General features: G+C 62.1%; 22 protein-coding genes. 6 read left to right on the forward strand and 16 right to left on the reverse strand.

Translation table 11 applies throughout. The features are described 5' to 3' along the window. Positions 1-12: 12 nt before the first annotated feature. Complete coding sequence (locus ACGYLA_RS03310) at positions 13-744, reverse strand: ComF family protein (RefSeq protein WP_394430298.1); 732 nt, start codon at positions 742-744, stop codon at positions 13-15. A gap of 14 nt (positions 745-758) precedes the next feature. On the opposite strand from ACGYLA_RS03310, the gene ACGYLA_RS03315 reads away from it, so the two are divergent. Next, on the forward strand, positions 759-1,577 hold the full coding sequence (locus ACGYLA_RS03315) for a methyltransferase domain-containing protein (protein WP_394430300.1): 819 nt from the start codon (positions 759-761) through the stop codon (positions 1,575-1,577). Positions 1,578-1,629: 52 nt separating this feature from the next. Continuing rightward, positions 1,630-2,706 carry a ferrochelatase gene (hemH, locus tag ACGYLA_RS03320; RefSeq protein WP_394430302.1) on the forward strand — a complete coding sequence of 359 codons (1,077 nt, stop codon included), beginning with the start codon at positions 1,630-1,632 and terminating at the stop codon, positions 2,704-2,706. Positions 2,707-2,812: 106 nt separating this feature from the next. On the opposite strand, the gene ACGYLA_RS03325 is transcribed toward hemH, so the two are convergent. Next, a complete protein-coding gene (locus tag ACGYLA_RS03325) occupies positions 2,813-2,995 on the reverse strand; it encodes a hypothetical protein (protein WP_067261136.1) in 183 nt (60 codons plus the stop codon). Between the two features lie 141 nt (positions 2,996-3,136). Further along, positions 3,137-3,748 carry a L,D-transpeptidase gene (locus ACGYLA_RS03330; protein ID WP_067261126.1) on the reverse strand — a complete coding sequence of 204 codons (612 nt, stop codon included), beginning with the start codon at positions 3,746-3,748 and terminating at the stop codon, positions 3,137-3,139. Between the two features lie 168 nt (positions 3,749-3,916). Between ACGYLA_RS03330 and ACGYLA_RS03335 the strand changes: the two genes are divergently transcribed. After that, positions 3,917-4,414 (forward strand): CAP domain-containing protein, encoded by a 498-nt coding sequence (locus tag ACGYLA_RS03335; RefSeq protein ID WP_168612925.1) that lies wholly within the window; start codon positions 3,917-3,919, stop codon positions 4,412-4,414. 62 nt (positions 4,415-4,476) lie between these two features. Here the strand turns inward: ACGYLA_RS03335 and ACGYLA_RS03340 are convergent, their stop codons facing one another. The 7 genes from ACGYLA_RS03340 to ACGYLA_RS03370 form a co-directional block, all read right to left on the reverse strand. Continuing rightward, positions 4,477-4,974 (reverse strand): murein L,D-transpeptidase family protein, encoded by a 498-nt coding sequence (locus ACGYLA_RS03340; protein ID WP_168612924.1) that lies wholly within the window; start codon positions 4,972-4,974, stop codon positions 4,477-4,479. A 111-nt stretch (positions 4,975-5,085) separates the two neighbouring features. Then, complete coding sequence (locus ACGYLA_RS03345; protein ID WP_394430304.1) at positions 5,086-6,309, reverse strand: class I SAM-dependent RNA methyltransferase; 1,224 nt, start codon at positions 6,307-6,309, stop codon at positions 5,086-5,088. Positions 6,310-6,346: 37 nt separating this feature from the next. Then, positions 6,347-8,179 carry an ABC transporter ATP-binding protein gene (locus ACGYLA_RS03350; protein ID WP_394430306.1) on the reverse strand — a complete coding sequence of 611 codons (1,833 nt, stop codon included), beginning with the start codon at positions 8,177-8,179 and terminating at the stop codon, positions 6,347-6,349. Continuing rightward, complete coding sequence (locus ACGYLA_RS03355; RefSeq protein ID WP_394430308.1) at positions 8,176-10,014, reverse strand: ABC transporter ATP-binding protein; 1,839 nt, start codon at positions 10,012-10,014, stop codon at positions 8,176-8,178. Before ACGYLA_RS03355 ends, ACGYLA_RS03350 begins: the two co-directional genes overlap by 4 nt. Positions 10,015-10,180: 166 nt before the next feature. Beyond that, entirely contained in the window at positions 10,181-11,341 is a 1,161-nt protein-coding gene (locus tag ACGYLA_RS03360; protein WP_394430310.1) for a CCA tRNA nucleotidyltransferase, read from the reverse strand. After that, complete coding sequence (locus ACGYLA_RS03365) at positions 11,338-11,934, reverse strand: CoA pyrophosphatase (protein WP_394430312.1); 597 nt, start codon at positions 11,932-11,934, stop codon at positions 11,338-11,340. Before ACGYLA_RS03365 ends, ACGYLA_RS03360 begins: the two co-directional genes overlap by 4 nt. A 1-nt stretch (position 11,935) precedes the next feature. After that, complete coding sequence (locus tag ACGYLA_RS03370; RefSeq protein WP_394430314.1) at positions 11,936-12,910, reverse strand: Hsp33 family molecular chaperone HslO; 975 nt, start codon at positions 12,908-12,910, stop codon at positions 11,936-11,938. A gap of 76 nt (positions 12,911-12,986) precedes the next feature. Here ACGYLA_RS03370 and ACGYLA_RS03375 point away from each other — a divergent pair, with 76 nt between their 5' ends. Beyond that, entirely contained in the window at positions 12,987-13,424 is a 438-nt protein-coding gene (locus ACGYLA_RS03375) for an NUDIX domain-containing protein (RefSeq protein WP_394430316.1), read from the forward strand. Here the strand turns inward: ACGYLA_RS03375 and ACGYLA_RS03380 are convergent. Together ACGYLA_RS03380 and ilvA are read right to left on the reverse strand one after the other, a co-directional pair. Next, positions 13,421-14,674, reverse strand: a complete 1,254-nt coding sequence (locus ACGYLA_RS03380) for a SpoIIE family protein phosphatase (protein WP_394430318.1) — start codon at positions 14,672-14,674, stop codon at positions 13,421-13,423. The genes ACGYLA_RS03375 and ACGYLA_RS03380 overlap by 4 nt on opposite strands. A 78-nt stretch (positions 14,675-14,752) precedes the next feature. Next, positions 14,753-15,985: a threonine ammonia-lyase IlvA gene (gene ilvA, locus ACGYLA_RS03385; RefSeq protein ID WP_394430320.1), complete on the reverse strand. Its 1,233-nt coding sequence runs from the start codon at positions 15,983-15,985 to the stop codon at positions 14,753-14,755. Between the two features lie 124 nt (positions 15,986-16,109). Between ilvA and ACGYLA_RS03390 the strand changes: the two genes are divergently transcribed. Next, complete coding sequence (locus ACGYLA_RS03390) at positions 16,110-17,336, forward strand: argininosuccinate synthase (protein WP_394430322.1); 1,227 nt, start codon at positions 16,110-16,112, stop codon at positions 17,334-17,336. Between the two features lie 141 nt (positions 17,337-17,477). Here ACGYLA_RS03390 and ACGYLA_RS03395 read toward each other — a convergent pair whose 3' ends face one another. Together ACGYLA_RS03395 and ACGYLA_RS03400 are read right to left on the reverse strand one after the other, a co-directional pair. After that, a complete protein-coding gene (locus ACGYLA_RS03395; RefSeq protein ID WP_067267884.1) occupies positions 17,478-17,891 on the reverse strand; it encodes a hypothetical protein in 414 nt (137 codons plus the stop codon). A 66-nt stretch (positions 17,892-17,957) separates the two neighbouring features. Continuing rightward, positions 17,958-18,656 (reverse strand): HAD family hydrolase, encoded by a 699-nt coding sequence (locus ACGYLA_RS03400; protein WP_394430324.1) that lies wholly within the window; start codon positions 18,654-18,656, stop codon positions 17,958-17,960. A 155-nt stretch (positions 18,657-18,811) separates the two neighbouring features. Between ACGYLA_RS03400 and msrA the strand changes: the two genes are divergently transcribed. Further along, entirely contained in the window at positions 18,812-19,477 is a 666-nt protein-coding gene (msrA, locus tag ACGYLA_RS03405; RefSeq protein WP_394430326.1) for a peptide-methionine (S)-S-oxide reductase MsrA, read from the forward strand. Between the two features lie 15 nt (positions 19,478-19,492). On the opposite strand, the gene ACGYLA_RS03410 is transcribed toward msrA, so the two are convergent. After that, positions 19,493-20,368, reverse strand: a complete 876-nt coding sequence (locus ACGYLA_RS03410) for a ribokinase (RefSeq protein WP_322328684.1) — start codon at positions 20,366-20,368, stop codon at positions 19,493-19,495. Beyond that, positions 20,368-22,626, reverse strand: a complete 2,259-nt coding sequence (locus ACGYLA_RS03415; RefSeq protein ID WP_394430329.1) for an NADP-dependent malic enzyme — start codon at positions 22,624-22,626, stop codon at positions 20,368-20,370. The genes ACGYLA_RS03410 and ACGYLA_RS03415 overlap by 1 nt, the downstream gene beginning before the upstream one ends. Positions 22,627-22,671: the final 45 nt, after the last annotated feature.

The following is a 22,671-nucleotide window of genomic DNA, read 5'->3' on the forward strand; positions in this document are numbered from 1 at the left end:
TTGCCCAGTGATCTAGGTCTCTTTGGCCACGCGCGCCAGTGCCAGCACGGAAACGGGGCCGGACCCGGCAGCCAGACAGGCCTGCGTGCAGGCGGTCAACGTAGCCCCGGAGGTAAAGACATCGTCCACCAAGATCACCGGTCGCGTTATGATACGGTGCCGCCGCCGAGGATGCACGCGGATCGCCTGTTCCAACACCCGATACCGGGCGGCACGGCCCAAACCCTCCAACGAGGGCGTATGCCGGATCCGCTGCAACAGATCGGGACACCAGCGGTGCCCGGTTTCCGCCGACAGCGCCTTGGCCAGCAGAGCCGATTGATTGTACCGCCGTTTTAGCAAGCGCAGCCAATGCAGCGGCACCGGCGCGATCAGCGCCTCTTGCGGCAGGATGCCTTGGGCCGCCTGCGCCATCCAGCGGGCCGCGGGGCGGGCGATCTCTTGCCGGTCGCTATGTTTCAGCGCCAGAACCAGCCTTCGCCCCATATCGCGGTAGATGAGCGCCGTGCGCCCCTGCGCCCAAGGCCGCGGCGTAGCAAGACAGGCATCACAATGGGGTGAACTCACATCCCCGCCGCCGGGCAGGGGCACGCCGCAGGCATCGCAGACCGTTCCCCCGATGAAGGCCGTATCGCGCCAGCAGGCGCCGCACAGGCCGAAATCCGCATCGACAAGCCCCCCGCAGCCCAGACAGCGCGGTGGGTAGATAAGCGACACTGCTGTTTGAAGTCCCCGTGGCGGCATTCTATGTGTTCCTCATGACAGCACAGCCCACCCTGACCGACCCCAAGGCCCTCGCCCAGCACCGCGCCCGCGCGACGGCCCGGGGCATGTTCCTGCAACAGGCAGCCGCCGATGAGGTTCAGGATCGGCTGAGTTTGGTTAAGAAAACGTTTACCGCACCGGCCATCGTGACCGGCTTCCCACAAGTCTGGGCAGAGGCGTTCCCCAAGGCCAAGATTGTCGCCGAGGCCGAGGTGCTGGCACTGGAACCGCAGGCGCATGATCTGGTGATCCACGCCATGGGGCTGCATTGGGCGAATGACCCCATTGGCCAGTTGATCCAATGCCGCCGCGCGCTGCGCCCTGACGGGCTGTTACAGGCCGTGGCGCTTGGCGGGCAAACCCTGCATGAGCTGCGCGCCTGCCTTGGTCAAGCCGAAGCCGAAGTGACCGGCGGCCTGTCGCCCCGCATCGCCCCGATGGGGGAACTGCGCGATCTCGGCGCGCTGCTGCAACGCGCGGGGCTGGCCCTGCCCGTGGCCGATAGCCAACCACTGACCGTGGAATATGATGACGCATGGGCCCTGATGCGCGACCTGCGCGAAATGGGAGAGACCAACGCCCTGCAAGCCCGCCTGCGCCGCCCCACGGGCCGCGCCGTGCTGACACGCGCGGCTGAGCTATACGCCACGCATTTCACCGCCGCCTCGGGCCGGATCACGGCGACCTTCGACATGATCTTTCTCGCCGGTTGGGCACCAGATGAAAGCCAGCAAAAGCCGCTCCGCCCCGGATCGGCGCAGCAACGGCTCGCAGATGCGTTGAATAGTCGCGAGGAACCCCTCCCCGATTGACCCAATCGGCAAAGCGGCTATCTCTGCGCGGATGATATGCGAGGAAACCCCCATGCAGGCAGCCCAGCCCCAATCCGCCCAAGCCGACGCCACCCAACCCGAACACGGCTCCACCGATCACCCCAAAGTCCCGCGTCCCAAAGTTGGCGTTTTGCTCGCCAACCTTGGCACGCCGGACGGCTATGACTATTGGTCGATGCGCCGCTACCTGAGTGAGTTCCTCTCGGACCGCCGGGTGATTGATTACAGCCCGTGGAAATGGCAACCGCTGTTGCAAACGGTCATCCTCACCAAACGCCCCTTTGCCAGCGGCGCGGCCTATAAATCCATCTGGAACGAGGCCGAGAACGAGAGCCCACTGGCGACGATCACCAAATCGCAAACCGCCAAGATCAAAGCGGCGCTTGAGGCGCGCTACGGGGCCGATGTGATGGTCGACTACGCCATGCGCTATGGCAACCCGTCGACCCGTTCCAAGGTCGAGTCGATGGTCGCAGCCGGATGCCAGAAGATCTTGTTTTTCCCGCTTTATCCGCAATATGCCGGGGCGACCACGGCAACGGCGAATGACGCTTTCTTTGCCGCTCTGGCGAAGGAAAAATGGCAACCCGCTTCGCGCACCGTGGCCCCCTATTTCGACCGGCCTGACTATATCGAAGCGCTGGCGCAATCGGTCGAACGTGCCTATGCCGCGAAGGACAAAAAGCCCGACCTGCTGGTCTGTTCCTACCACGGTCTGCCGCAGCGCTATCTGATGGAGGGTGACCCCTACCATTGTCAGTGCCAGAAAACGACGCGCCTGCTGAAAGAGCGTTTGGGCTGGCAGGACAGTGAGATCATCACGACCTTCCAGTCACAGTTCGGCCCCGAGGAATGGCTGCAGCCCTATACGGTTGAAGAGGTCGCGCGTCAGGCCAAGGCAGGCAAGAAAAGCATCGCCGTCTGCGCGCCTGCCTTCTCGGCCGATTGCATCGAAACGCTCGAAGAGATCAACGAAGAGATCAAGGAAAGCTTTGAAGAGGCAGGCGGCGAGGATTTCACCTATATTCCCTGCCTGAACGACGATGCGGCGCATATCGAAACGCTGACCACGATCATCACCGAGAATCTGGGCGGCTGGCTGGATTAAGCCCCCGCCTTGGGGTCGCTGCGGCGGCCCCTTTTTCAAAGCCTTACGCAGAAAACAAAAAAGGCGGTGCATTGCACCGCCTTTTCCGTTTGATCGTCAGTTCCGATTAGTCGGAAGCAACAGCTGCGGCAACCAGAGCCAGCAGGATCAGGGGAACCAGGATGCCCGAGGACGAACCTGTTGTTTCTTCCACGATGACCGGTGCTTCTACGATCGGCTCGGCCAGCGAACCGGCAAAAGCAGTCGATGCAGCAGCGGACAGAGCAGCGGCGAGAACGAGTTTCTTCATAACATAACCTCCAGAATAGGCGTGCTGTATCATATACATACACGCACCCAAGACTTACCTCGTAATCCTGTTCTAAACAGTATCGGCAAAAGTTTGCAAACCCGGAATCAGCTATTGCATCAAGGAATCAGGGGGATGTCGTCAAATAAGCAACACCTGCGTGCCGACCTTCGTCAGGGCAAAAAGTTCGGCGATATGTTCGTTATAGAGCCCGATGCAACCATTGGAAGACTTACGACCAATTTTTCTTGTGTCGTGGGTTCCGTGGATACGATAGTAGGTCCAGCTGAGGTACAGCGCATGGGTGCCCAGTGGGTTGTCCGGGCCGGGGCCGACATAGGGCGGCCATTCGGGATTGCGCTTGAGCATCGACGGCGTGGGACGCCAGCTTGGCCCCTCGACCTTTTTGATGACACGGGTCCGGCCACGGCGCGTGAGGTCTTCGGTCAGCGGCACCGAAGAGGGGTAGAGTTTGTAAACGCTCTGATCCTCAGACCAGTAGTGCACCGCCCGGCTGTCGATATCGACCAGCACCGCGCCATTGCGCGTGTTGCTGAAATAGGGGCGCCAATCCAGCATCCGGAAACTTGAGACATTGCGCTTGACCGCTTCGGTCAGATCACGCTCCGTCTCGGTCGTGGCGGTGGAGTTGAAGGAAGAGGTGCTTTGCGCCAGCGCGGGTGTGGCGAGCATCGCGGCGCTGCCAGCAAGGAAGCCACGGCGGCTCTTGATCGAAAAACGGGGAGCGGACATGGAGCGTCTCCAAAACTGAAATTATGCTAATTAATGCCAATTATATGGCTCGAAAGACGCAGTTTCAATTGAAACCGGGGCCGCACGGCAGAGTCATGCCTATGTGCGTTTGAACTGCAACGCGCCCCGATGTAAGGCAGAAAAAACTTCATTGCGTGGAGCGCTCATATGATCCGTATCCTGTCCATTCTACTGGCGCTGACGGTTGCGCTATCTGCATGTACCCCGTCCAGCACGACCGGCGGCAAAGCTGGCGGCACCTACCGCATCAGCCGCTCCGACGCGGGTACGATCCAATTCCGCATGCTCGACTCCGTCAATGCGCTGCGCAGCTCTGCCGGGGTGACGCCGCTCGCGCTAGATGCCAAGCTGAACGCCGCTGCCGCCACCCATTCGCGCGATATGGCGGTGCAAAACCGCCCTTGGCACTTCGGCTCTGACGGGTCGTCGCCCATCGATCGCATTCAGCGCGTGGGCTATACCGGTGGTCTGGTCGGCGAAGTCATCTCGGAAACCTATGAGACCGAGCTTGAGACCCTGGCCGCGTGGATGGAACAACCCGACACGCGCCGCATTCTGATGGCCCCCGATGGCCGCCAGATGGGTTTCGCATGGCATCAGGAAAACGGCGGCAAGATCTGGTGGACGCTGGTCGTCGGCAACTGATCTTTGTCTAATTAACCGACCGATCCGGCCCCTACGGGGGCCGGTGTCGTATCAAGCGGTCCTTAGGGCGTGATCAGGATCGGCGTGCCGTCACGCACCATCGCGTAGACATCTTCAATCTCTTTGTTGGTGACCGCGATACAGCCCCAAGTCCAATCGTGCTTTTCCTTCTTCCGCGGGTCCTTTTGCCCGTGGATAAAGATATCGCCCCCCGGGCTTTTGCCCATGGCGCGGGCGTTTTCGATATCGCGCGCGTTCGGGTAATCGATCCCGACGGAAAGGTGGAAACGGCTGTTCGGGTTTCGACGGTCGATTCGGTACAGTCCTTCGGGCGTTCGGCCATCCCCCTCAAAGGCTTTGTGACCCACCGGAGCGAAGCCCAGCTTGATCCGGTAATCTTCGAGCACGCGGTTATGGTGCAACAGCATCATGCGGCGTTGGCTTTTGTTCACAACCACATAGGTCACTTCAGGACCGGTGTAACGTTTGAACTTACTGCTACTGCACGCGCCAAGCGCCACCATAGCGGTGCCGCCAAGTATCATCGTCCTGCGTTTCATCACTGTGCCCTCAACGCCCTGGCCATTCCGGCCTTTTTATCCGCGTTACCATAGAGAGGGATTAATTTCACTCAAAAAGCGGTGATCCGCGGCGTCATATGGGGCCGTGGATTAGCTTTCAGGCAGGGTCAGACACGCGGCGAGTTCCACATGGGACGACCAGCGGAACTGGTCGACCACCTGCACCCAATCCAACCGATAGCCTGTCGCGACCATGTTCTGCACATCGCGGGCAAAGCTCACCGGATTGCAGGAGACATAGGCCACGCGCGGCACCTCGGCGCGGATGATCTCGGCCACCTGCGCCTCTGCCCCGGCACGCGGGGGATCGAGCACCACGGCGTCGATCTTGGCCAGTTCATCCGGAAGGAGCGGTCGGCGAAACAGATCGCGCGTCTCGGCGGTGAGCGGTTTTGCCCCCTTGGCCCGACGCCAGCCTCCTTCCAGCGCGGCGATCATCTCGGCATCGCCTTCCACCGCGTGCACCCGCGCCTGCTGCGCCAAGGGCAAGGCAAAGGTGCCGCAGCCCGCGAAAAGATCGGCCACGACTTCCGCCTCGCCCACGGCGTCCCTGACCGCCTCCAGCAAAGCTGCTTCACCATGACGGGTCGCCTGCAAGAAGGCGCCCGGCGGCGGCGTGACCGGCGCATCGCCAAAGCGCTGTACGGGCGGCGCGCGCATCGCAATTACCTCGCCATCCCATGTCAGCCGAGCCAGAGATAGAGCCTCACAAGCCTGCGCCAATTGCTGGCGCAGCGGCCCGTCGAGCGGTTTGCCATTGGCGACAGAGACGTCCAGCCCCTCTTCCGACAGGGTTACCGTGACGGCCAATTCGGCCTTTCGGCTGGTGCCGATCAGCGCGAGTTCTTCGGCCACCTTCAGCCCCGGCAGCAAGGCGGGATCGACCAACTGACAGCCCGGCACCTCGATCAGCACGTCAGAGGCGCGGCCATGAAAGCCCGCCATAGCGCCCTTTTTCGTCCGCCGCGCGGCAAAGGTCGCCCGGCGTCGCGATTGCGCGGGGGAGGTTTGGATGGGGCGAAATTCTGTCTCTAACCCATGAGCTGAAAGCGCGTTGCGCACCACATCGACCTTCCAAGCCGCCACGAAATCATCAGCGGCATGCTGCAACTGGCAGCCGCCGCAGGATTTGAAATGGCGACAGGGCGGTGCGACCCGGTGGTCGGAGGGGGTGACGATCCGCACATCGCGAAGCTGCTGCCCGTCGACAACGCCGGTGACGGTTTCCCCCGGCAGGGTCATCGGGGCAAAGATCGGACCTTCGGCGATGCCATCGCCGTGGTGGCCGAGACGCAAGATTTCATGTTCTGTCATGGCCTGCCCATAGCGCGCCAAAGGCGACTGGGAAAGCCTATTCCGCCGCCTTCACATCCAGAAACCCGCCCGACTGCCGGTGCCAATAGCGCGCATAAAGCCCGTCTTGGGCAAGCAAATCGGCATGGCTGCCAATCTCTGCAATGCGGCCCGCGTCCAGCACCATGATGCGGTCCATTTCGGTCAGGGTCGACAGACGGTGGGCGATGGCCAGCACGGTTTTGCCTTCCATCACACGGTCTAGGGTCTGCTGAATCGCGGCCTCCACCTCGCTATCAAGGGCGCTCGTCGCCTCGTCCAGCACCAGTATCGGCGCGTCTTTCAGGATGGCGCGGGCCAAGGCGATGCGCTGGCGCTGGCCGCCCGAAAGCTTCACCCCACGCTCCCCCAGATGCGCGTCATAGCCGCGGCGACCTTTGTGATCTTCGAGCTGCTGAATGAACTCATGCGCCTCGGCGCGTTCGGCGGCGGCGATGACCTCGGCCTCGGTCGCATCGGGGCGGCCATACAGGATGTTATCCCGCGCGGAGCGGTTGAACATCGCCGTCTCCTGCGTGACCATGCCGATATTGCGCCGCAGACTCTCTTGGGTCACCGTCGTAGTATCCACCCCGTCGATCAATATTTTGCCCTGCTCCGGTTCATAGAGCCGCAACAGCAGCGCCACGAGGGTCGATTTCCCCGCCCCCGAAGCACCGACGATGCCCAGCTTCTCACCCGGCCTGATGGTCAGTGAAATCCGGTCGATCCCACCCGTTTGGCGGCCATAGGCAAAGCCGAGATCCCGCAGTTCGATCTGCCCCGCCTCAACGACCAGATCCTTTGCATCAGGCCCATCGTCCAGCCTCACACGCGGCGTCAGGGTCCGCATGCCGTCTTCGACCTCACCGATGTTGGAATAAATCGCCATCAGCGTGAAAGACACCCAGCCGGTCATCTGCGCGATGCGGATCGCGATGGCGCCGGAGGCGACGATATCGCCCTCGCTTGCCAATCCGCGCTGCCACAGCAGGATCGTCCCGCCCAAAAGCAGAACCGGCAAAAGCCCCGCAAGGCTCATCAGCGCCAGACGGAACCCGGCGGCGAGATAGCCAAACTCCAAGGCCCGGGCGCGAAAGCTCTGCATCGCGGAAAGTGCCGCGCGGTCTTCGTGATCGGCATGGGCGAAAAGCTTCACCGTCTTGATGTTGGTGATCGTATCGACCACCTGCCCCGACACCATCGCCCGCGCCCCGGCCCGCCCCGCGGCCCGTTTGCGCACGCGCGGCAAGAACCAGTTGATCAGCGCCAGATACATCACCAGCCAGACGGAAAACCCAACCGCCACACGCCAGTCGATCGCCAAAAGTAGGGCCACCGACCCCACGAGAGAGGCGAGCGCAAAGGCCACCACGTTGATCACCTCGGCGGCCACATCCGTCACCGCCCGCGCTGCCTGCATCTGCTTTTGCGCAATGCGCCCGGCGAAGTCTTCGTCAAAAAAATTGACGTTCTGCCCCAGCGTCCAACGGTGCAGGCGCGACAGCACCAGCGGGTTCACATTAGGCTGCACCATGATCGCGTTGGAGGCCGAGGAGAGGCCAAACAGCACGGGACGCGCCACAAGGAAAAACGCAATCGCGCCCAAGACCAGAACCAGACTGCTGCCCTCAAAAAACCGCTCCGGCCCCGCGCTGACCGTGGCATCGATCACCTTGCCCAAAATCCACGCTGTGCCCGCCTCCATCGCGCCAGCGGCGGCAGATAGAAAGGCGGCGAGCCAGAGCACCGGCCAAGCGCCTGCAAGGCACCAGCGGATGAAGGCCCAGAGGGTCTGCGGTGGCGGCCCCTCGGCTGGGCGAAACGGGTTGATCCAATTCGAAATGCTCACGTCTTGTCATCCAATGCGAGAAAACCGCCCGACTGACGGTGCCAGAAAGCTGCATATAGGCCAGCTTTCTGCAAAAGCGCGTCATGGCTGCCCTCTTCGACGATACGGCCTTGATCCAGAACCAGAATTCGGTCCATCTCGGCAATCGTCGACAGCCTGTGCGCGATGGCGATGACGGTCTTGCCCGCCATCATGCCATAGAGCGTTTCCTGAATGACGGCCTCCACCTCACTGTCGAGCGCGCTTGTCGCCTCATCCAGCAACAAGATCGGCGCGTCCTTGAGGATTACCCGCGCCAGCGTGATCCGCTGCCGTTGCCCACCGGACAGTTTCACGCCCCGCTCACCCACCCGCGCGTCATAGCCCGCGCGCCCTTCAGGATCGGTCAGATCGAGGATAAACTCATGCGCCTGCGCCTGTTTCGCCGCCGCGATCATTTCGGCCTCGCTGGCGTCGGGACGGCCATAGAGAATATTCTCGCGCACCGAGCGATGCAGCAGCGAGGAATCCTGCTGCACCACACCGATATGCCGCCGTAGACTGTCTTGCCGGACCTGTGCGATGTCCTGCCCGTCGATCCGGATTTCGCCCGTTTCGGCGTCGTAGAATCGCAGTATCAGCTTCACGAGGGTCGATTTTCCCGCGCCCGAGCGGCCCACAAGGCCAATCCTCTCGCCCGGCTGCACGGTGATATTGATGTCCTGAACCCCGCCGCTATCGCGCCCGTAGTGATGGCTCAGCCCCGCCATTTCAATCCGCCCATCGGTGAGTTTCAGCGGCGGCGCATCGCGGCGGTCGGTGAGGGCGAGGGGCTGGGCAATGGTCTCCATCCCTTCGGCAACGACACCCAATTCGCGGAAAAAGCTCGACAGCGCCCACATGATCCAGCCGGTCATGGAGTTAAGCCGCAGCGCCAGCGCGGCGGCAGCGGCGACGACACCGACGCTTGCCTCCGCGCCCATCCACAACACCAAGGCCCAGCCGACGACGCCCACGATCAACATGCCGTTGAGAAGGGTGAGCACCACATCCATGATGGTGAAGATACGCATCTCACCTTGAAACGTGCGCCGCGCCTCTTCGATGGCCTCGCCCGCGAAATCGACCTCCAGATCATGATGCGCGAACATCTTGACCGAATGGATATTGGTATAGGCATCCACCACACGCCCCGTCACCTGCGACCGCGCGTCCGACGCCGCTTTGGACGCAGGGCCGACCCGTTTGATCGTCCAAGCCACCAAGCCGCCATAGAGGATGAACCACCCCAAAAGCGGCACTAACAAACGGATATCCGAGGTAGAGAGCAGGATCGCCGCGCCGATCATATAGGCCAGCGAATAAGAGATCGCGTCAAAGACCTGAAAGACCACCTCCCCCGCTGCTGGTGGGGTCTGCATGATCCGGTTGGCGATACGCCCGGCGAAGTCATTCTCGAACCAGCCCACGGATTGCCGCAAGACATGGCGATGCGCCCGCCAACGGATCAACGTGCCGAAGTTCGGCAAGATCGCATTGTTCAAAAGCATCACATCGACCGCCTGCACCATGGGCCGCAGCAACAGCACGGCCAGCGCCACGAGGATCAGCTCGGTCCCATGTTCCGCCCACATCTGCGCAGGATCGCTGCCCAGCAGATCGACGATGCGGCCCATGTAGTAGATCAGGCCAACCTCAATCGCGGCGACGAGGATTGCCATCAGCCCGGCGAGGGCAAATACCTTTTTGAACGGCTGCGCATAGTCCCGCAGGAAGGGCCAGAGCCCTTGGGGCGGCACGTCCTTCTCGCGATAGGAGACATAGGGATCGACGAGGTTTTCAAAAAAGCGAAACATGGGGAGACCTTGAAAAACAGACGTGCAAAATGTTCGGCACCGCCCAAGAGTAGAGCCGCAAAGGGGCAATGGTTATGCCAGCTTAGCTGAACCAGATCCCGAGGTACATTTCGCCCATCTCCCTTGTAATGGGCTTTGGATAGACGAATTTCCCCGCGATGTCGACCTAGCTGCGCCGCGCCAATAGGTCCGCCCGGGTCAAGGTGAAGCCGGAGTCGACCCAAAGCTGCTCCAGCCGGGCAAGCTCTTGGCCCAAGGCCGGGCCTTTGAACGCGGGCATCAGGTCTTTGGCCGTTACTGGAAACCGAGCCGCCGCGGCGGTTTTTATTGTCTCTAACATGGCGGTTTCGGGCATCTGTTCCGCCATACAGCCCCGCAGCAAAGCCGCGCCAATGGCCACATCCGCCCCATGACGATAGGCAAGCTCAGGCAATGGTGGCCCTGCGAAGCCCTGCTCTTGCAGCATGGTGAGATGTTTGGCCTCTGCTTTGCTCAACCGCAGACGGTCGGTCAAACCCTCCCCGCCCAGCGCGGCCAGACGCACCAGCCAATCGGGATCAAGGCCAAGCTCTTGTTCGAAATGGACCAGCAGGGAAATCCAACGGTCATCACTCCCCGGCAAAAGCACGGGCAAAGCACCGGTTTGCCGCATCAGAGCCAGTGCGGGGGCAGGATCAGGCGCGCGGAGGAGTTTTTTGAACTCCTGCCCCACACGTTCCGCCGAGAGCGTCTCGAGCCCATCCAAATTCGACGCGATGGCATCCAGTGCCTCAGGCTCTGGCCCCACTTCAACGTCACCATACCACGCCATGAAGCGGAAATAGCGCAGGGTGCGCAGGTAATCTTCGCGGATACGCTGACCTGCGTCCTCGATGAAACGCAAACGGCGCGCGCGCAGGTCGGGCAGCCCGCCCAATGGGTCGATCACACGGCCCTCAGGCGTGGCATAGAGCGCGTTCATCGTGAAATCCCGGCGGCGGGCGTCATCAGCGATATCGGTGGAAAAGGCGACGACAGCCCGACGGCCATCGGTCTCTAAATCGCGGCGAAAGGTGGTGATCTCAAAGGGTTTGCCACCCGAGACCAGCGTCACCGTGCCATGGTCGATCCCTGTCGGCACGGCCTTGACCCCGGCAGCCTTGGCCAGCGCCATCACCGTTTCAGGCGTCGCCTCGGTAGAAAGGTCCACGTCGCTGTCTGGCAGTCCCAGCAGCGCATCGCGCACGCAGCCGCCGACGAAATAGATAGGATGCCCGCCATCCTGCACCACGCGGCAAACCCGCTGTGCGTCTTCGTCATGTAGCCAGCGCGTGCCGGTCGGAATCATTGGTTCATTCGTGTCGCCCATGCCCGCAACATACGCGCGGTCGCGCCCCAGATGTAATAGGGGCCGTAGGGAACGGCGTAATAATACCGCCGCTGGCCGCGCCAACGCCGGGAATGGACAAGGTAGTTGCTGGGGTCGAGTACATGGTCGAGCGGCACGCGAAACACCTCTTCGACCTCGCCGGGTTCTGACACCACGGTGAAATCGCGCGTCACATGGCCGATCACGGGGGTCACGCTAAAGCCGGTGACCGTCTCATGAGCCGGAAGCACGCCCAAGACATCCACGCTATCGCTCGGCAGGCCAATCTCTTCGCGGGCTTCGCGCAGGGCGGCAGCGATGACATCCGCATCCCCGCCGTCTTGCTTGCCCCCCGGAAAGGCGATCTGCCCGGGGTGATGTTTTAACGCCGAAGACCGTTTGGTCAGGATCAGTTCCAGCCGCGCACCGGTATCCACCACCGGGGCCAGCACCCCCGCAGGGCGCAGGGCACGCCCCTCGGGGAGAGTAACCTCTGGGTTCAAATCGAAATCAGAGGATTCCACCCCGGTCTGGGCAAGCGCCTCACGAAAGGTCTGGAACCGGTCGCTCACCTTAGGCCTTGGCGTCGAAACCGACCGTGGCCGGATCAAGGTCGTAATGCGCGCCGCAGAATTGGCAATCGGCGGTAACCCGACCTTCGTCCGTAGTCATCTTTTCGATATCACGGGCCGAGTAGATCGACAGGCTTTGCCGCACGCGGTCTTCGGAACAGGTACAGCCGAAACGCACCGGCTGGGGGTCATAGACCCGCGGTTGTTCCTCGTGAAACAATCGCAGCAGCAGATCGGTCGGCGGAACGCTGGGGCCGATCAGCTCCAAATCCTCAACGGTGCCGAGCAGGATGTTCACCCGGTTCCAATCCTCGGCCTCATCGCCCTCGACCAAGTCATCGGCCTTGAGGATATCACCGCTCCCCTCGCCCGAGGCCGCCAACGGCGAGCCTTTGGGCATATGCTGCAACATGATGCCACCGGCGCGCCAATGCTCCGGCTCATCCGGGCCGGACGATTTGCCAAAGCTCAGGGAAAAGCGGGTCGGCAACTGTTCGGACTGGGCGAAATAGGCTTCGGCACAGGCGGCCAGAGACCCACCGGCCAGCGGCGTGATGCCCTGATAGGGGGTCATGCCTTGGCCTTGGTCGATCATGATCGCAAAATAGCCTTCGCCGACCTGCTCGAACGGGGCGTCATCGGTCAGCCGGTCCGCATCATAGCTGGCATAGGCGCGGATGCGCGCAGGCTCGCCTTCCTTCTCGGGGCCGTAGTAATCGGTCGCGATCATCCGAACGGCACCTTTGGACTGCACTTGCAGCGACAGCTTCCAACGCAGTTTGATCGTCTGGCCGATCAATGCGGTCAGCAACGCCATCTCGGCCACCAGCGCTTCGACCTGCGGCGGATAGTCGTGCTGTTTCAGGATGCCTTCCAACACGCCATCAAGCCGCGCCACGCGGCCGCGCATGTCGACATCATCAAGCTGAAAGGGCAGAACGGTATCGTCCCACGCGATTTTAGTTCCTTGGGTCATCGGGTTTCCTTATCGGGGGCCGCTTGGCATACCGCGTCTATATAGGCGCAGCAACCCATGGAAAAAGGGGCAGCATATGATCCGACGTACAGGTGAGACACCACAGCCCAGCCAACGCTACACGCCGCGACCCGGCGTCTATGCCATTCTGCCGCTGCAACGCCGCTTTCTGATGACGCTGGAAATGGCGGAGGAGACCGAGGTGCAACTGCCCGGCGGCGGTATCGAGGCGGGGGAATCCCCGCTTCAAGCGCTGCACCGCGAGGTGCTGGAGGAAACCGGCTGGCGCATCGCCCGCCCGCGCCGGTTGGGAGCCTTCCGCCGCTTTACCTATATGAAGGATTACGACCTCTGGGCGCAGAAGATCTGCCACGTCTATGTCGCCCATCCCGTGCGCCAAATCGCCGCCCCGACAGAGCCGCATCACGCCACGCTGGTGCTATCGGCCAGCGAGGCGCTGGCAACCCTCACCAATGAAGGCGATCGTCTGTTCCTGCAACGCCACCTGCGCTAGGCGTTGCCGTGATACTCAAGCAATATCCCCGAGACATCATCGGGGAAATCGCGGCTAGCAGCGAATTCCGACAGCTTCCAAACCAGCGCACTCAGCAACGCCGGGCCGCTGAACCGGCGCAATTCGCCCAACATGCGCGCCAAACCCTCTTCGCCCAACATCTCCCCCCCCGGATCGGGGCATTCCGTCACCCCATCAGATAGGACCAACAAACGATCCCCCGGCGCCATCTGAAGCTTATAGTCCTCGAACCCGACTCCAGAAAGCAGCCCGACAGGGAAGCCCCCGGTGCCCGACTGTTCGACCCGCCCATCCGAGCGCAGCAAGGCGGGATGCGGATGCCCCGCCTGCGCGACAGTGACCTCCCCAGACGTGAGATCCGCAATCGCGAGCATCAGGGTGAAATAATGCTCCGTCTCCATCTCATGAAGAACAAGATCGTTCAGTTCCGCAATCACTTCGCCCGGTGGTCGCGCCGCGTAGGTCCCCCCGGGCAAAAGCGTAAGCGCAAGGTTCTGATCCGGCGTGGCCGCCGACAGATACCCCGCCAGCCGCGCCGTCATCAGGGCCGAACTGATCCCATGCCCAGACACATCCAAGCCAAACAGCCCCACGACCCCCGGCCGCACCGGGAAATACCCCACCAAATCCCCGCCAACATGCCCGGCAGAGCGCAGCATCATCGACAGATTGCCCCCCTCCATGGCGCGATAACGCTCCCGGAGCAGCGATTGCTGGAATTTCTTCGCCTCGACCAAATCCTTGTCGATCCGCGCATGCACCTGCCGCAGAATATCCAAAGTCTCGGTAGTCAGCTGGTTTTTCTGCGTCAGCTCCCGCTGCATGGCCAGAAAACGCGCCCCCGCCATTAGACGCGCGCGTAGCTCCGGCAGACCGGCGGGCCGTATCAGAACATCATCAGCCCCCGCATCAAGGGTGCAGTCCACCCCCTCCTGACTATCGGCCAACAGAATGACATAACTGCCGCGCCCTTGCGAAAGCTCCCGAAAAGCCCGGCAAAAATCGAGCCCCGATATCGCCCCACTGCAAAGTACGATATCAGGCCACCCCTGCGCGCAAAGGGCCAACGCCTCGGCTTCCGAGGCGGCAGAGACCACCTCATACCCCCATCCCTTCAGCGCGGTCGAAAGACAGGCCCGCCGGGTCTCATCCCCCTCGACCACCAAAACCAAGGACGCCACAGCAGGTGTCGCCACTGCTTCGGAAAGGCTGGGGATATCCAATTTCATGCGACACGATCCTGACAGACCCTGTCGAGTTAGCCTACCAAGCCTTTCCAGAAGGTGAATCCTTCCGGTCTTCCGCCCCTACAGAACGAACTGCGCCAAGGTTTCGTCGTTGGTGATATCCGTATAGGTAAAGCCCGATTGCCCCAACTGCTCGAGAAACGGTTTGAAATTTTCAGGCCGCCGCGTCTCGATCCCGATCAGGACCGAGCCAAAGTTTCGCGCCGATTTTTTCAAATACTCAAAGCGGCAAATGTCATCCTCCGGCCCCAGCAGCATCAGGAATTCCTTCAACGCCCCGGGCCGCTGCGGCATGCGCAGGATGAAATATTTCTTCACACCCGAATAGCGCTGCGCCCGCTCCTTGACCTCCGGCAAACGCTCGAAATCGAAATTACCCCCCGAGGCCACGCAAACCACCGTCTTGCCCACAATCTGATCGGCCACCTCACCGAGCGCATCGATCGATAGCGCGCCTGCCGGCTCCAACACGATGCCTTCGACATTCAACATCTCGTTGATCGTCACGCAGATCCGGTCCTCAGGCAGATGCACCACATCCGCCGGGTTCACCCCGCGCAAACGCTCAAAGGTCCGCGCGCCGATCTTGGCCACCGCAGCACCATCGACAAAGTTGTCGATCGGAGAAACATCAACCGGCGCCCCGGCTTCCAACGCCCGCGCAAGGCTCGGCGCACCGGCGGGTTCGACGAATGTATAGTCGCAGGCATCCCCGAAATAGCTGACCACCCCCGAAGACAGCCCGCCGCCGCCCACCGGCAAGATTACCCGGTCGGGCACCCGGCCCAACTGCGCGGCAATCTCCACCGCGACCGAAGCCTGCCCCTCGATCACGTCGTCATCATCGAAGGGCGACAGAAAATGCGCCCCCTCCTCCCGACAGAAATCCTGCGCTGCGGCCAGCGTGGCGTCAAAATAATCCCCCACCAGCCGGATCTCGACATTCTTACCGCCGAACATGCGGGTCTTCTGCACCTTCTGCTGCGGCGTCGTCACCGGCATGAAGATCACGCCGCGCACCCCGAAATGACTACAAGCAAAAGCCACCCCCTGCGCATGGTTCCCGGCAGAGGCACAGACGAAAACCCCCTGCCCCGGGATCACCTTGCGCATCGCATTGAAGGCCCCGCGCAGCTTGTAGGAGCGCACCGGGCTCAGATCCTCGCGCTTCAACCAGATATCCGCGCCAAATCGCTCCGACAGATGTTCATTGCGCAAAAGCGGTGTCGCCGGGAACAATGCCCGCAGCGCCTCTGCCGCCGCCTGTGCTTTTCGTGCAAATTCATCCGCCATCTGTGCTCTCCTTGCTGCCGTTCGTCGATAGGCGCGCAGCCAGCATAGGTCAACGCGGGCTTCAATCTTGCCCGCGCCCGCGAAAACCGCTACCTCGCAGGGCGAACTTGAAAGGAAACCCGTCATGTCCGCGCCCAAGAAAGTCGTGCTTGCCTATTCCGGCGGCCTCGATACCTCGATCATCCTCAAATGGCTGCAAACCGAATATGGCTGCGAGGTGGTGACCTTCACCGCCGATCTCGGCCAAGGCGAAGAGCTGGAACCGGCCCGCAAGAAAGCCGAAATGATGGGCATCGCGCCTGAGAACATCTACATCGAAGACGTGCGCGAGGAATTCGTCCGCGACTTCGTCTTCCCAATGTTCCGCGCCAATGCGGTCTATGAAGGCCTCTACCTCCTCGGCACCTCCATCGCCCGCCCGCTGATCTCCAAACGCCTCGTGGAAATCGCCGAAGAAACCGGCGCCGATGCTGTCGCCCACGGCGCCACCGGCAAAGGCAATGACCAAGTCCGTTTCGAACTGGCCGCCTATGCGCTCAACCCCGACATCAAAGTCATCGCGCCTTGGCGCGAATGGGACCTGTCGAGCCGCACCAAACTGCTGGCCTTCGCGGAAGAAAACCAAATCCCGATCGCCAAAGACAAACGCGGCGAAGCGCCCTTCTCTGTCGACGCCAACCTGCTGCACACCTCCTCCGAAGGTAAAGTCCTCGAAGACCCGGCCATCGACGCGCCCGACTACGTCTACCAGCGCACCGTGAACCCCGAAGACGCCCCCGACACGCCCGAATACGTCGAAATCGGCTTCGAGCGCGGCGATGCGGTCAGCATCAACGGCGAAGCCATGTCCCCCGCAACGATCCTCACCAAACTCAACGAGCTTGGCGGCAAACACGGTTGCGGCCGTCTCGATCTGGTCGAAGGCCGCTTCGTCGGCATGAAGTCCCGCGGCATCTACGAGACCCCCGGCGGCACCCTGCTGCTCGAAGCGCACCGCGGCATCGAATCCATCACACTCGACCGCGGTGCCATGCACCTCAAAGACGAGCTGATGCCGAAATACGCCGAGCTTATCTACAACGGCTTCTGGTACAGCCCCGAACGGACCATGCTGCAAGCCGCCATCGACGCGAGCCAAACCCATGTCACCGGCACCGTGCGCCTCAAGCTCTACAAGGGCCATGTCCGCACCGTTGGCCGCTGGTCCGATCACAGCCTCTATTCCGAGGCCCATGTGACCTTCGAAGACGACGCCGGCGCCTACGACCAGAAAGACGCCGCAGGCTTCATCCAACTGAACGCCCTGCGCCTCAAACTCCTCGCCGCCCGCGACAAGCGCAGCAAAGGCTGAAGCACGGGACCCCAATCCCCCTTCATCCTTTCTTAAATACCACGGGGGTCCGGGGGCAGCGCCCCCGGCGGCCAGCCCCAGATAAAAACGCAAAAGGCCCGGACGCTCCCGCCCGGGCCTTTCTCTGAGCCACCTACCGGATCAATCGGCAGTGACGACCGTCATCACCAGCTCCCCATTCGGTTTGATCGGCCCGTCTTCCTTGGCGCCCAACGTATATTCGAACACCCCGGTTTTCATGCCACCATCTTCGGAATGAACCATCAACATCAGCATGTCGCCCGAAGCCACGTCCTCTTGCAGGATCGCGACCACATCCATGTTCTCGCCCGCGCGCAGCGGGGCGTAGCCGACCACGGGGCCGGGCTTCATATCGGCATCGGTGCGATGCACGACCAGCCAGCCATTCTCGCCCGCCATCACCTTGTCGGCAGTGACGACGCCATTCGATACATCCTGACCCGAGGCTTCGACCATGGCCATGGCATGGGCATCCGCCCATGCGCCACCGGCGATCATGGACAGGGCGATTGCGGTGCTTGCAAATTTTTTCATCTGGTTTTCCCTCCGTTTGAAATAGCACCGTAGTCACGACAGCCCCGCGAAATAGTTTCGCGGTCTTCAGGAATTTTTTAGACGTTCCGCAAACAGCCGCTCATAGTAGGGCATGGCGGCCTCCAGAACTTCCGCCTCTGCTCCTCTAAGCTCGGGCAGTTCCCCCTCCGGCCCCGCGAAACCGGTGCTGCGATGGATCGCCCCATACCAATGCGGCGCCCAAACCCCATCCTCGGCCCGCGGCCCGGCGGGCCAATTCAGCATTGCAGGATCGAAAGGCAGATCGATGGCGGCGCAAAGCCTGCGCAGCATCCCCTCCGGATCCGCCCGGATATCGCCGCTGTCGATGATCAGCCCCCCTAACAGCTCGAACAGCATGAGTTGCCGGTCAAACCCGATATCCGCCAGGCGGGGTGCTTCGCGCTTCTCCGCATAACTCGCGATCACCCGGGCCGGATGGCGGATCAGGTGGATGTTCACACAATCCTCGGCCCAATCAAGTGGGAACCCGTCGATCATATGCTGCGCCATATGTTTCATATAAAGATGCCGCCCGCCGTGTTGGACAAAGCCAAGAGGCACCCGTGCGGGGTCTTGCTCCTGCGCCGCCAGTACCGCGTCGCGCATCGGATGATCCAGCCCCGTCGCCTTGAGATAGGCCGCGTAAAACGGCTCATCCATCGCGGTGAAATCCGCGCGCGCTCCAAAACTATACATCATCGCAGTGCTAAGATTGCGCGGCCCTGACCACATCGCAATTCGCATGAAGAGCTTCTCCCATTGCCGTTCAACTCAGAACGCTAGGAAGAACGCGCCCGCGCGCCAAGTGGTAAATTGCCTTCACCAGAGCGTGACTTTCCCCGCCCCGGCCTTGCGCTATCTCCGCCCCAGCGGCAAGCCTAGGCCTGAGGAGGACCGACATGTTCCAAAAATCAATGTTCAAACCCGCCATTCTGACCCTTGCGATCACTCTGGGCCTCGCCGCGCAGAACCGACCTGCGGCGGCGGCGGAGACCGAGGTGCTGACCGTGGCGGGCGGCTGCTTCTGGTGCGTCGAAGCCGATTTCGAATCCGTCAAAGGCGTGAAAGAGGCCATCTCGGGCTTTGCCGGGGGCCGCACCAAGAACCCGACCTACAAAGAAGTCACCGGCGGCAACACAGGCCATTACGAAGCGGTGCAGATCCAATTCGACCCGGATGTGGTCAGCCGCAAGACACTGCTTGATCTCTTCTTCCGCTCGATTGACCCAACAGATGCAGGCGGGCAATTCTGTGATCGGGGGGAAAGCTACCGCACGGCGATCTTCGCGGGCAGCCCCGCCCAGAAAAGCGCGGCAGAGGCTGCCAAGGCCGAAGCGCAGGCCGCCCTTGGGACCAAGGTCGTGACGCCGATCCTCGGCGATGCGCCCTTTTACCCGGCCGATGATTACCACCAGGACTACTACAAAAGCAGCGATCGGCTCGCGTTCAGCAGTGTCGGCGTGGCCGTGAAAAAATCGGTCGCTTACAAACGCTACCGCAAGGGCTGTGGCCGTGACGCCCGCGTGAAACAGCTTTGGGGCAGCGCGGCCCCCTTCGTGAAGTAACCGCGCCCCGGTAGATTAGCTGCGAAAATCGTGATCCCGGATCTCTTTCAGATCGGGGATCACATCTGCCGTGCCATGACGCGTGACCATCAAGGCCCCCGCGCGCATGGCCAGATCAATCGCCTGCGGCATGGTCATCCCCCGGTCCAACCCGGCCAGCAGATAGCCGGTGAAAGTATCGCCCGCGCCGGTCGTATCCACCGCATCGACTTGATAGGCGGGGAAGCTCTCGACCAGATGTGCCTTGTTAGAGACCCATTCACAGCCCCCCGCCCCCAGCGTCACCACGATGTCGTCAATCGGCAGCTGCCGCAGCTCGCCCCCCGTCGCGGCCCGCAACTGCGCCGCTTCGACCTCGTTCAGCACCAATAGATCGATCTGTTCGAGGATCGCCGTCACCGCATCCGCATCAAAAGGGGCGGCGGCATAGGCCAGTCGCAGGCCCAAGGTCTTTGCCGTTCGCGCCGCGAACCGCTGCCCGTTGGTTTCGTTCTGCATCAACAGCCAATCGCCCGAGGAAGCCTCGCTCAGCGCGGCACCGATCATCTCATCGGTGATCTCGTGATTGGTGCCGGGGAAGATGACGATATTGTTCTCCCCTTCCAGATCCACGGCGATATTGGCGTGACCGGTCACGCCCTCCATCAAGGTGATATGCGCCGTTTCGACCCCATATTCCAAAAGCCGTTCCAGCGCCCAACCGCCATCGGCGCCCAACGCGCCGACATGCATCACCCGCGTCCCGGCCCGGGCGGCAGCGACAGACATATTGGCCCCCTTGCCGCCCAGCCCCTGCCGGAAATTCCGGGCTGAAATGGTCTCTCCCGGTCCCGGCAGATGGGGCAGCAGATAGAAGTTATCCGCGTTGATAGAGCCGAGGTTCCAGATCATCAGCCCACCTTACAGGCCGCGAGAATGGCCATGTTAAGGATGTCATTCGCCGTGGAGGTGGAAGAGCAGATCTGAATCGACTTATCGAGGCCCGTAAGGATCGGCCCGATCACCGTCGCCCCCGCCATCTCCTGCATCAGCTTGACCGAGATGCTGGCCGAGTGCCGCGCTGGCACCACGAGGATGTTCGCAGGGCCGGTCAGCCGCGAGAACGGGTAATTCGCCTGACTGGCCGCGTTCAGCGCCACGTCGACGGTCATCTCGCCCTCATATTCGAAATCCACCCCGCGCTGATCCAACACCTCTGGCGCGAGGTGCATCTTCTCAGCCCGTTCCGAGACAGGGTAGCCGAAGGTCGAGAAGCTGACGAAGGCGACCCGAGGCTCCAGCCCAAGATGCCGCGCCACGCGCGCGCCGCTTTCGGCGATATTCGCCAGATCGTTCTCATCGGGCCATTCATGGACCAAGGTGTCGGCGATAAAGACGATGCGCCCCTTGTGCAGCAGCGCCGTAATGCCTGCGGCCCCGGCCTCGGCATTGGCATCGAAGACGTGGTTGAGCCGCTCCAAGACATGCGCCGACTTGCGGGTCGCCCCGGTCACCAGACCGTCGCCATGACCATGCGCCAGCATCAGTGCAGCAAAGACATGGCGGTCGCGCGAGGCGAGGCGGTGGATGTCCTTGCGGTCGAACCCCTTGCGCTGCAACCGGCCGTAAAGAAAGTCTTTGTAGGTCGCCAGATGCTGGGTGTTGGCGGCGTTCACCACCTCCAACTCGCGCACTGCGTCGGCCATGCCCGCCTCTTCGAGCTTGGCGCGCACGTCGTCCTCGCGGCCCACGACCAGCGCCTTGCCCAAGCCCGCGCGCTGGTACATGACCGCCGCACGCAGCACCTTGGGATCGTCCCCCTCGGCAAAGATCATCCGGGCCTGATTGGCCCGGGCGCGAGCGTTGATGCCGCGCAGGATGCTCGCCGTTGGGTCCATCCGCGATTTCAGCCCGACCTCATAGGCGTCCATGTCGATGATCGGCCGCCGCGCGGCCCCGGTGTCCATGCCCGCCTTGGCCACGGCGGGCGGAATGCGGTGGATGAGGCGTGGGTCGAATGGCGTGGGAATGATGTAGTCGCGGCCAAAGCTCAGCGTGCGGCCATAGGCCAGCGCCACCTCGTCCGGCACATCCTCGCGCGCCAGCTGGGCCAGCGCATGGGCGCAGGCGATCTTCATCTCGTCGTTGATGGCCCGGGCATGGATGTCGAGCGCGCCGCGGAAAAGATAGGGAAAGCCCAGCACGTTATTGACCTGATTGGGGTAATCCGAGCGCCCGGTGGCAACGATGGCGTCCATGCGGACCTCATGCGCCTCTTCGGGGGTGATCTCCGGGTCCGGGTTGGCCATGGCGAAGATCACCGGGTTGTCGGCCATGGAGGCCACCATCGCCGGCGTCACCGCCCCTTTGACCGAGACGCCGAGGAAGACATCCGCGCCCTGCATCGCCTCTTCCAGCGTGCGCAGCTCGGTATTGGCGGCATGGGCCGATTTCCACTGGTTCATGCCCTCGGTGCGGCCTTGGTAGATCACGCCCTTGGTGTCGCACATGATGCAATTGTCGTGTTTCGCGCCCATCGCCTTGAGCAGCTCCAGACAAGCGATGCCCGCAGCCCCCGCACCGTTGAGCACGATGCGCACGTCCTCGATCTTCTTGCCCGAGAGGTGCAACGCGTTGATCAGCCCGGCGGCACAGATCACCGCCGTGCCGTGCTGGTCGTCGTGGAAGACGGGAATGTCCATCTCTTCCTTCAGGCGCTGCTCAATGATGAAACACTCGGGCGCCTTGATGTCTTCGAGGTTGATGCCGCCGAAGGTCGGCCCCATCAGCTTGCAGGCGTTGATGAAAGCCTCGGTGTCCTCGGTATCAAGCTCGATGTCGATGGAGTTCACATCCGCGAAGCGCTTGAACAGAACCGCCTTGCCCTCCATCACCGGTTTGGAGGCCAGCGCACCGAGGTTGCCGAGCCCCAGCACCGCCGTCCCGTTCGAGATCACGGCGACCAGATTGCCCTTGTTGGTGTAGTCATAAGCCGTTTCGGGGCTCTCGGCGATGGCCTCGCAAGGGACGGCCACACCGGGGGAATAGGCAAGGCTCAGGTCACGCTGTGTGGTCATCGGCACGGTGGCCGAGATCTCGAACTTGCCGGGTGTCGGTTCGAGGTGAAAGGCAAGCGCCTCTTCAGAGGTGATACGGTTCTTTCTCGTCACGACATTACCTTTCTTCTGCTTAGGGATCTTCTTAGCCACGATCCG

Source organism: Sulfitobacter sp. 1A13679 (assembly GCF_043557115.1).
Classification (GTDB): Bacteria; Pseudomonadota; Alphaproteobacteria; order Rhodobacterales; family Rhodobacteraceae; genus Sulfitobacter; species Sulfitobacter faviae.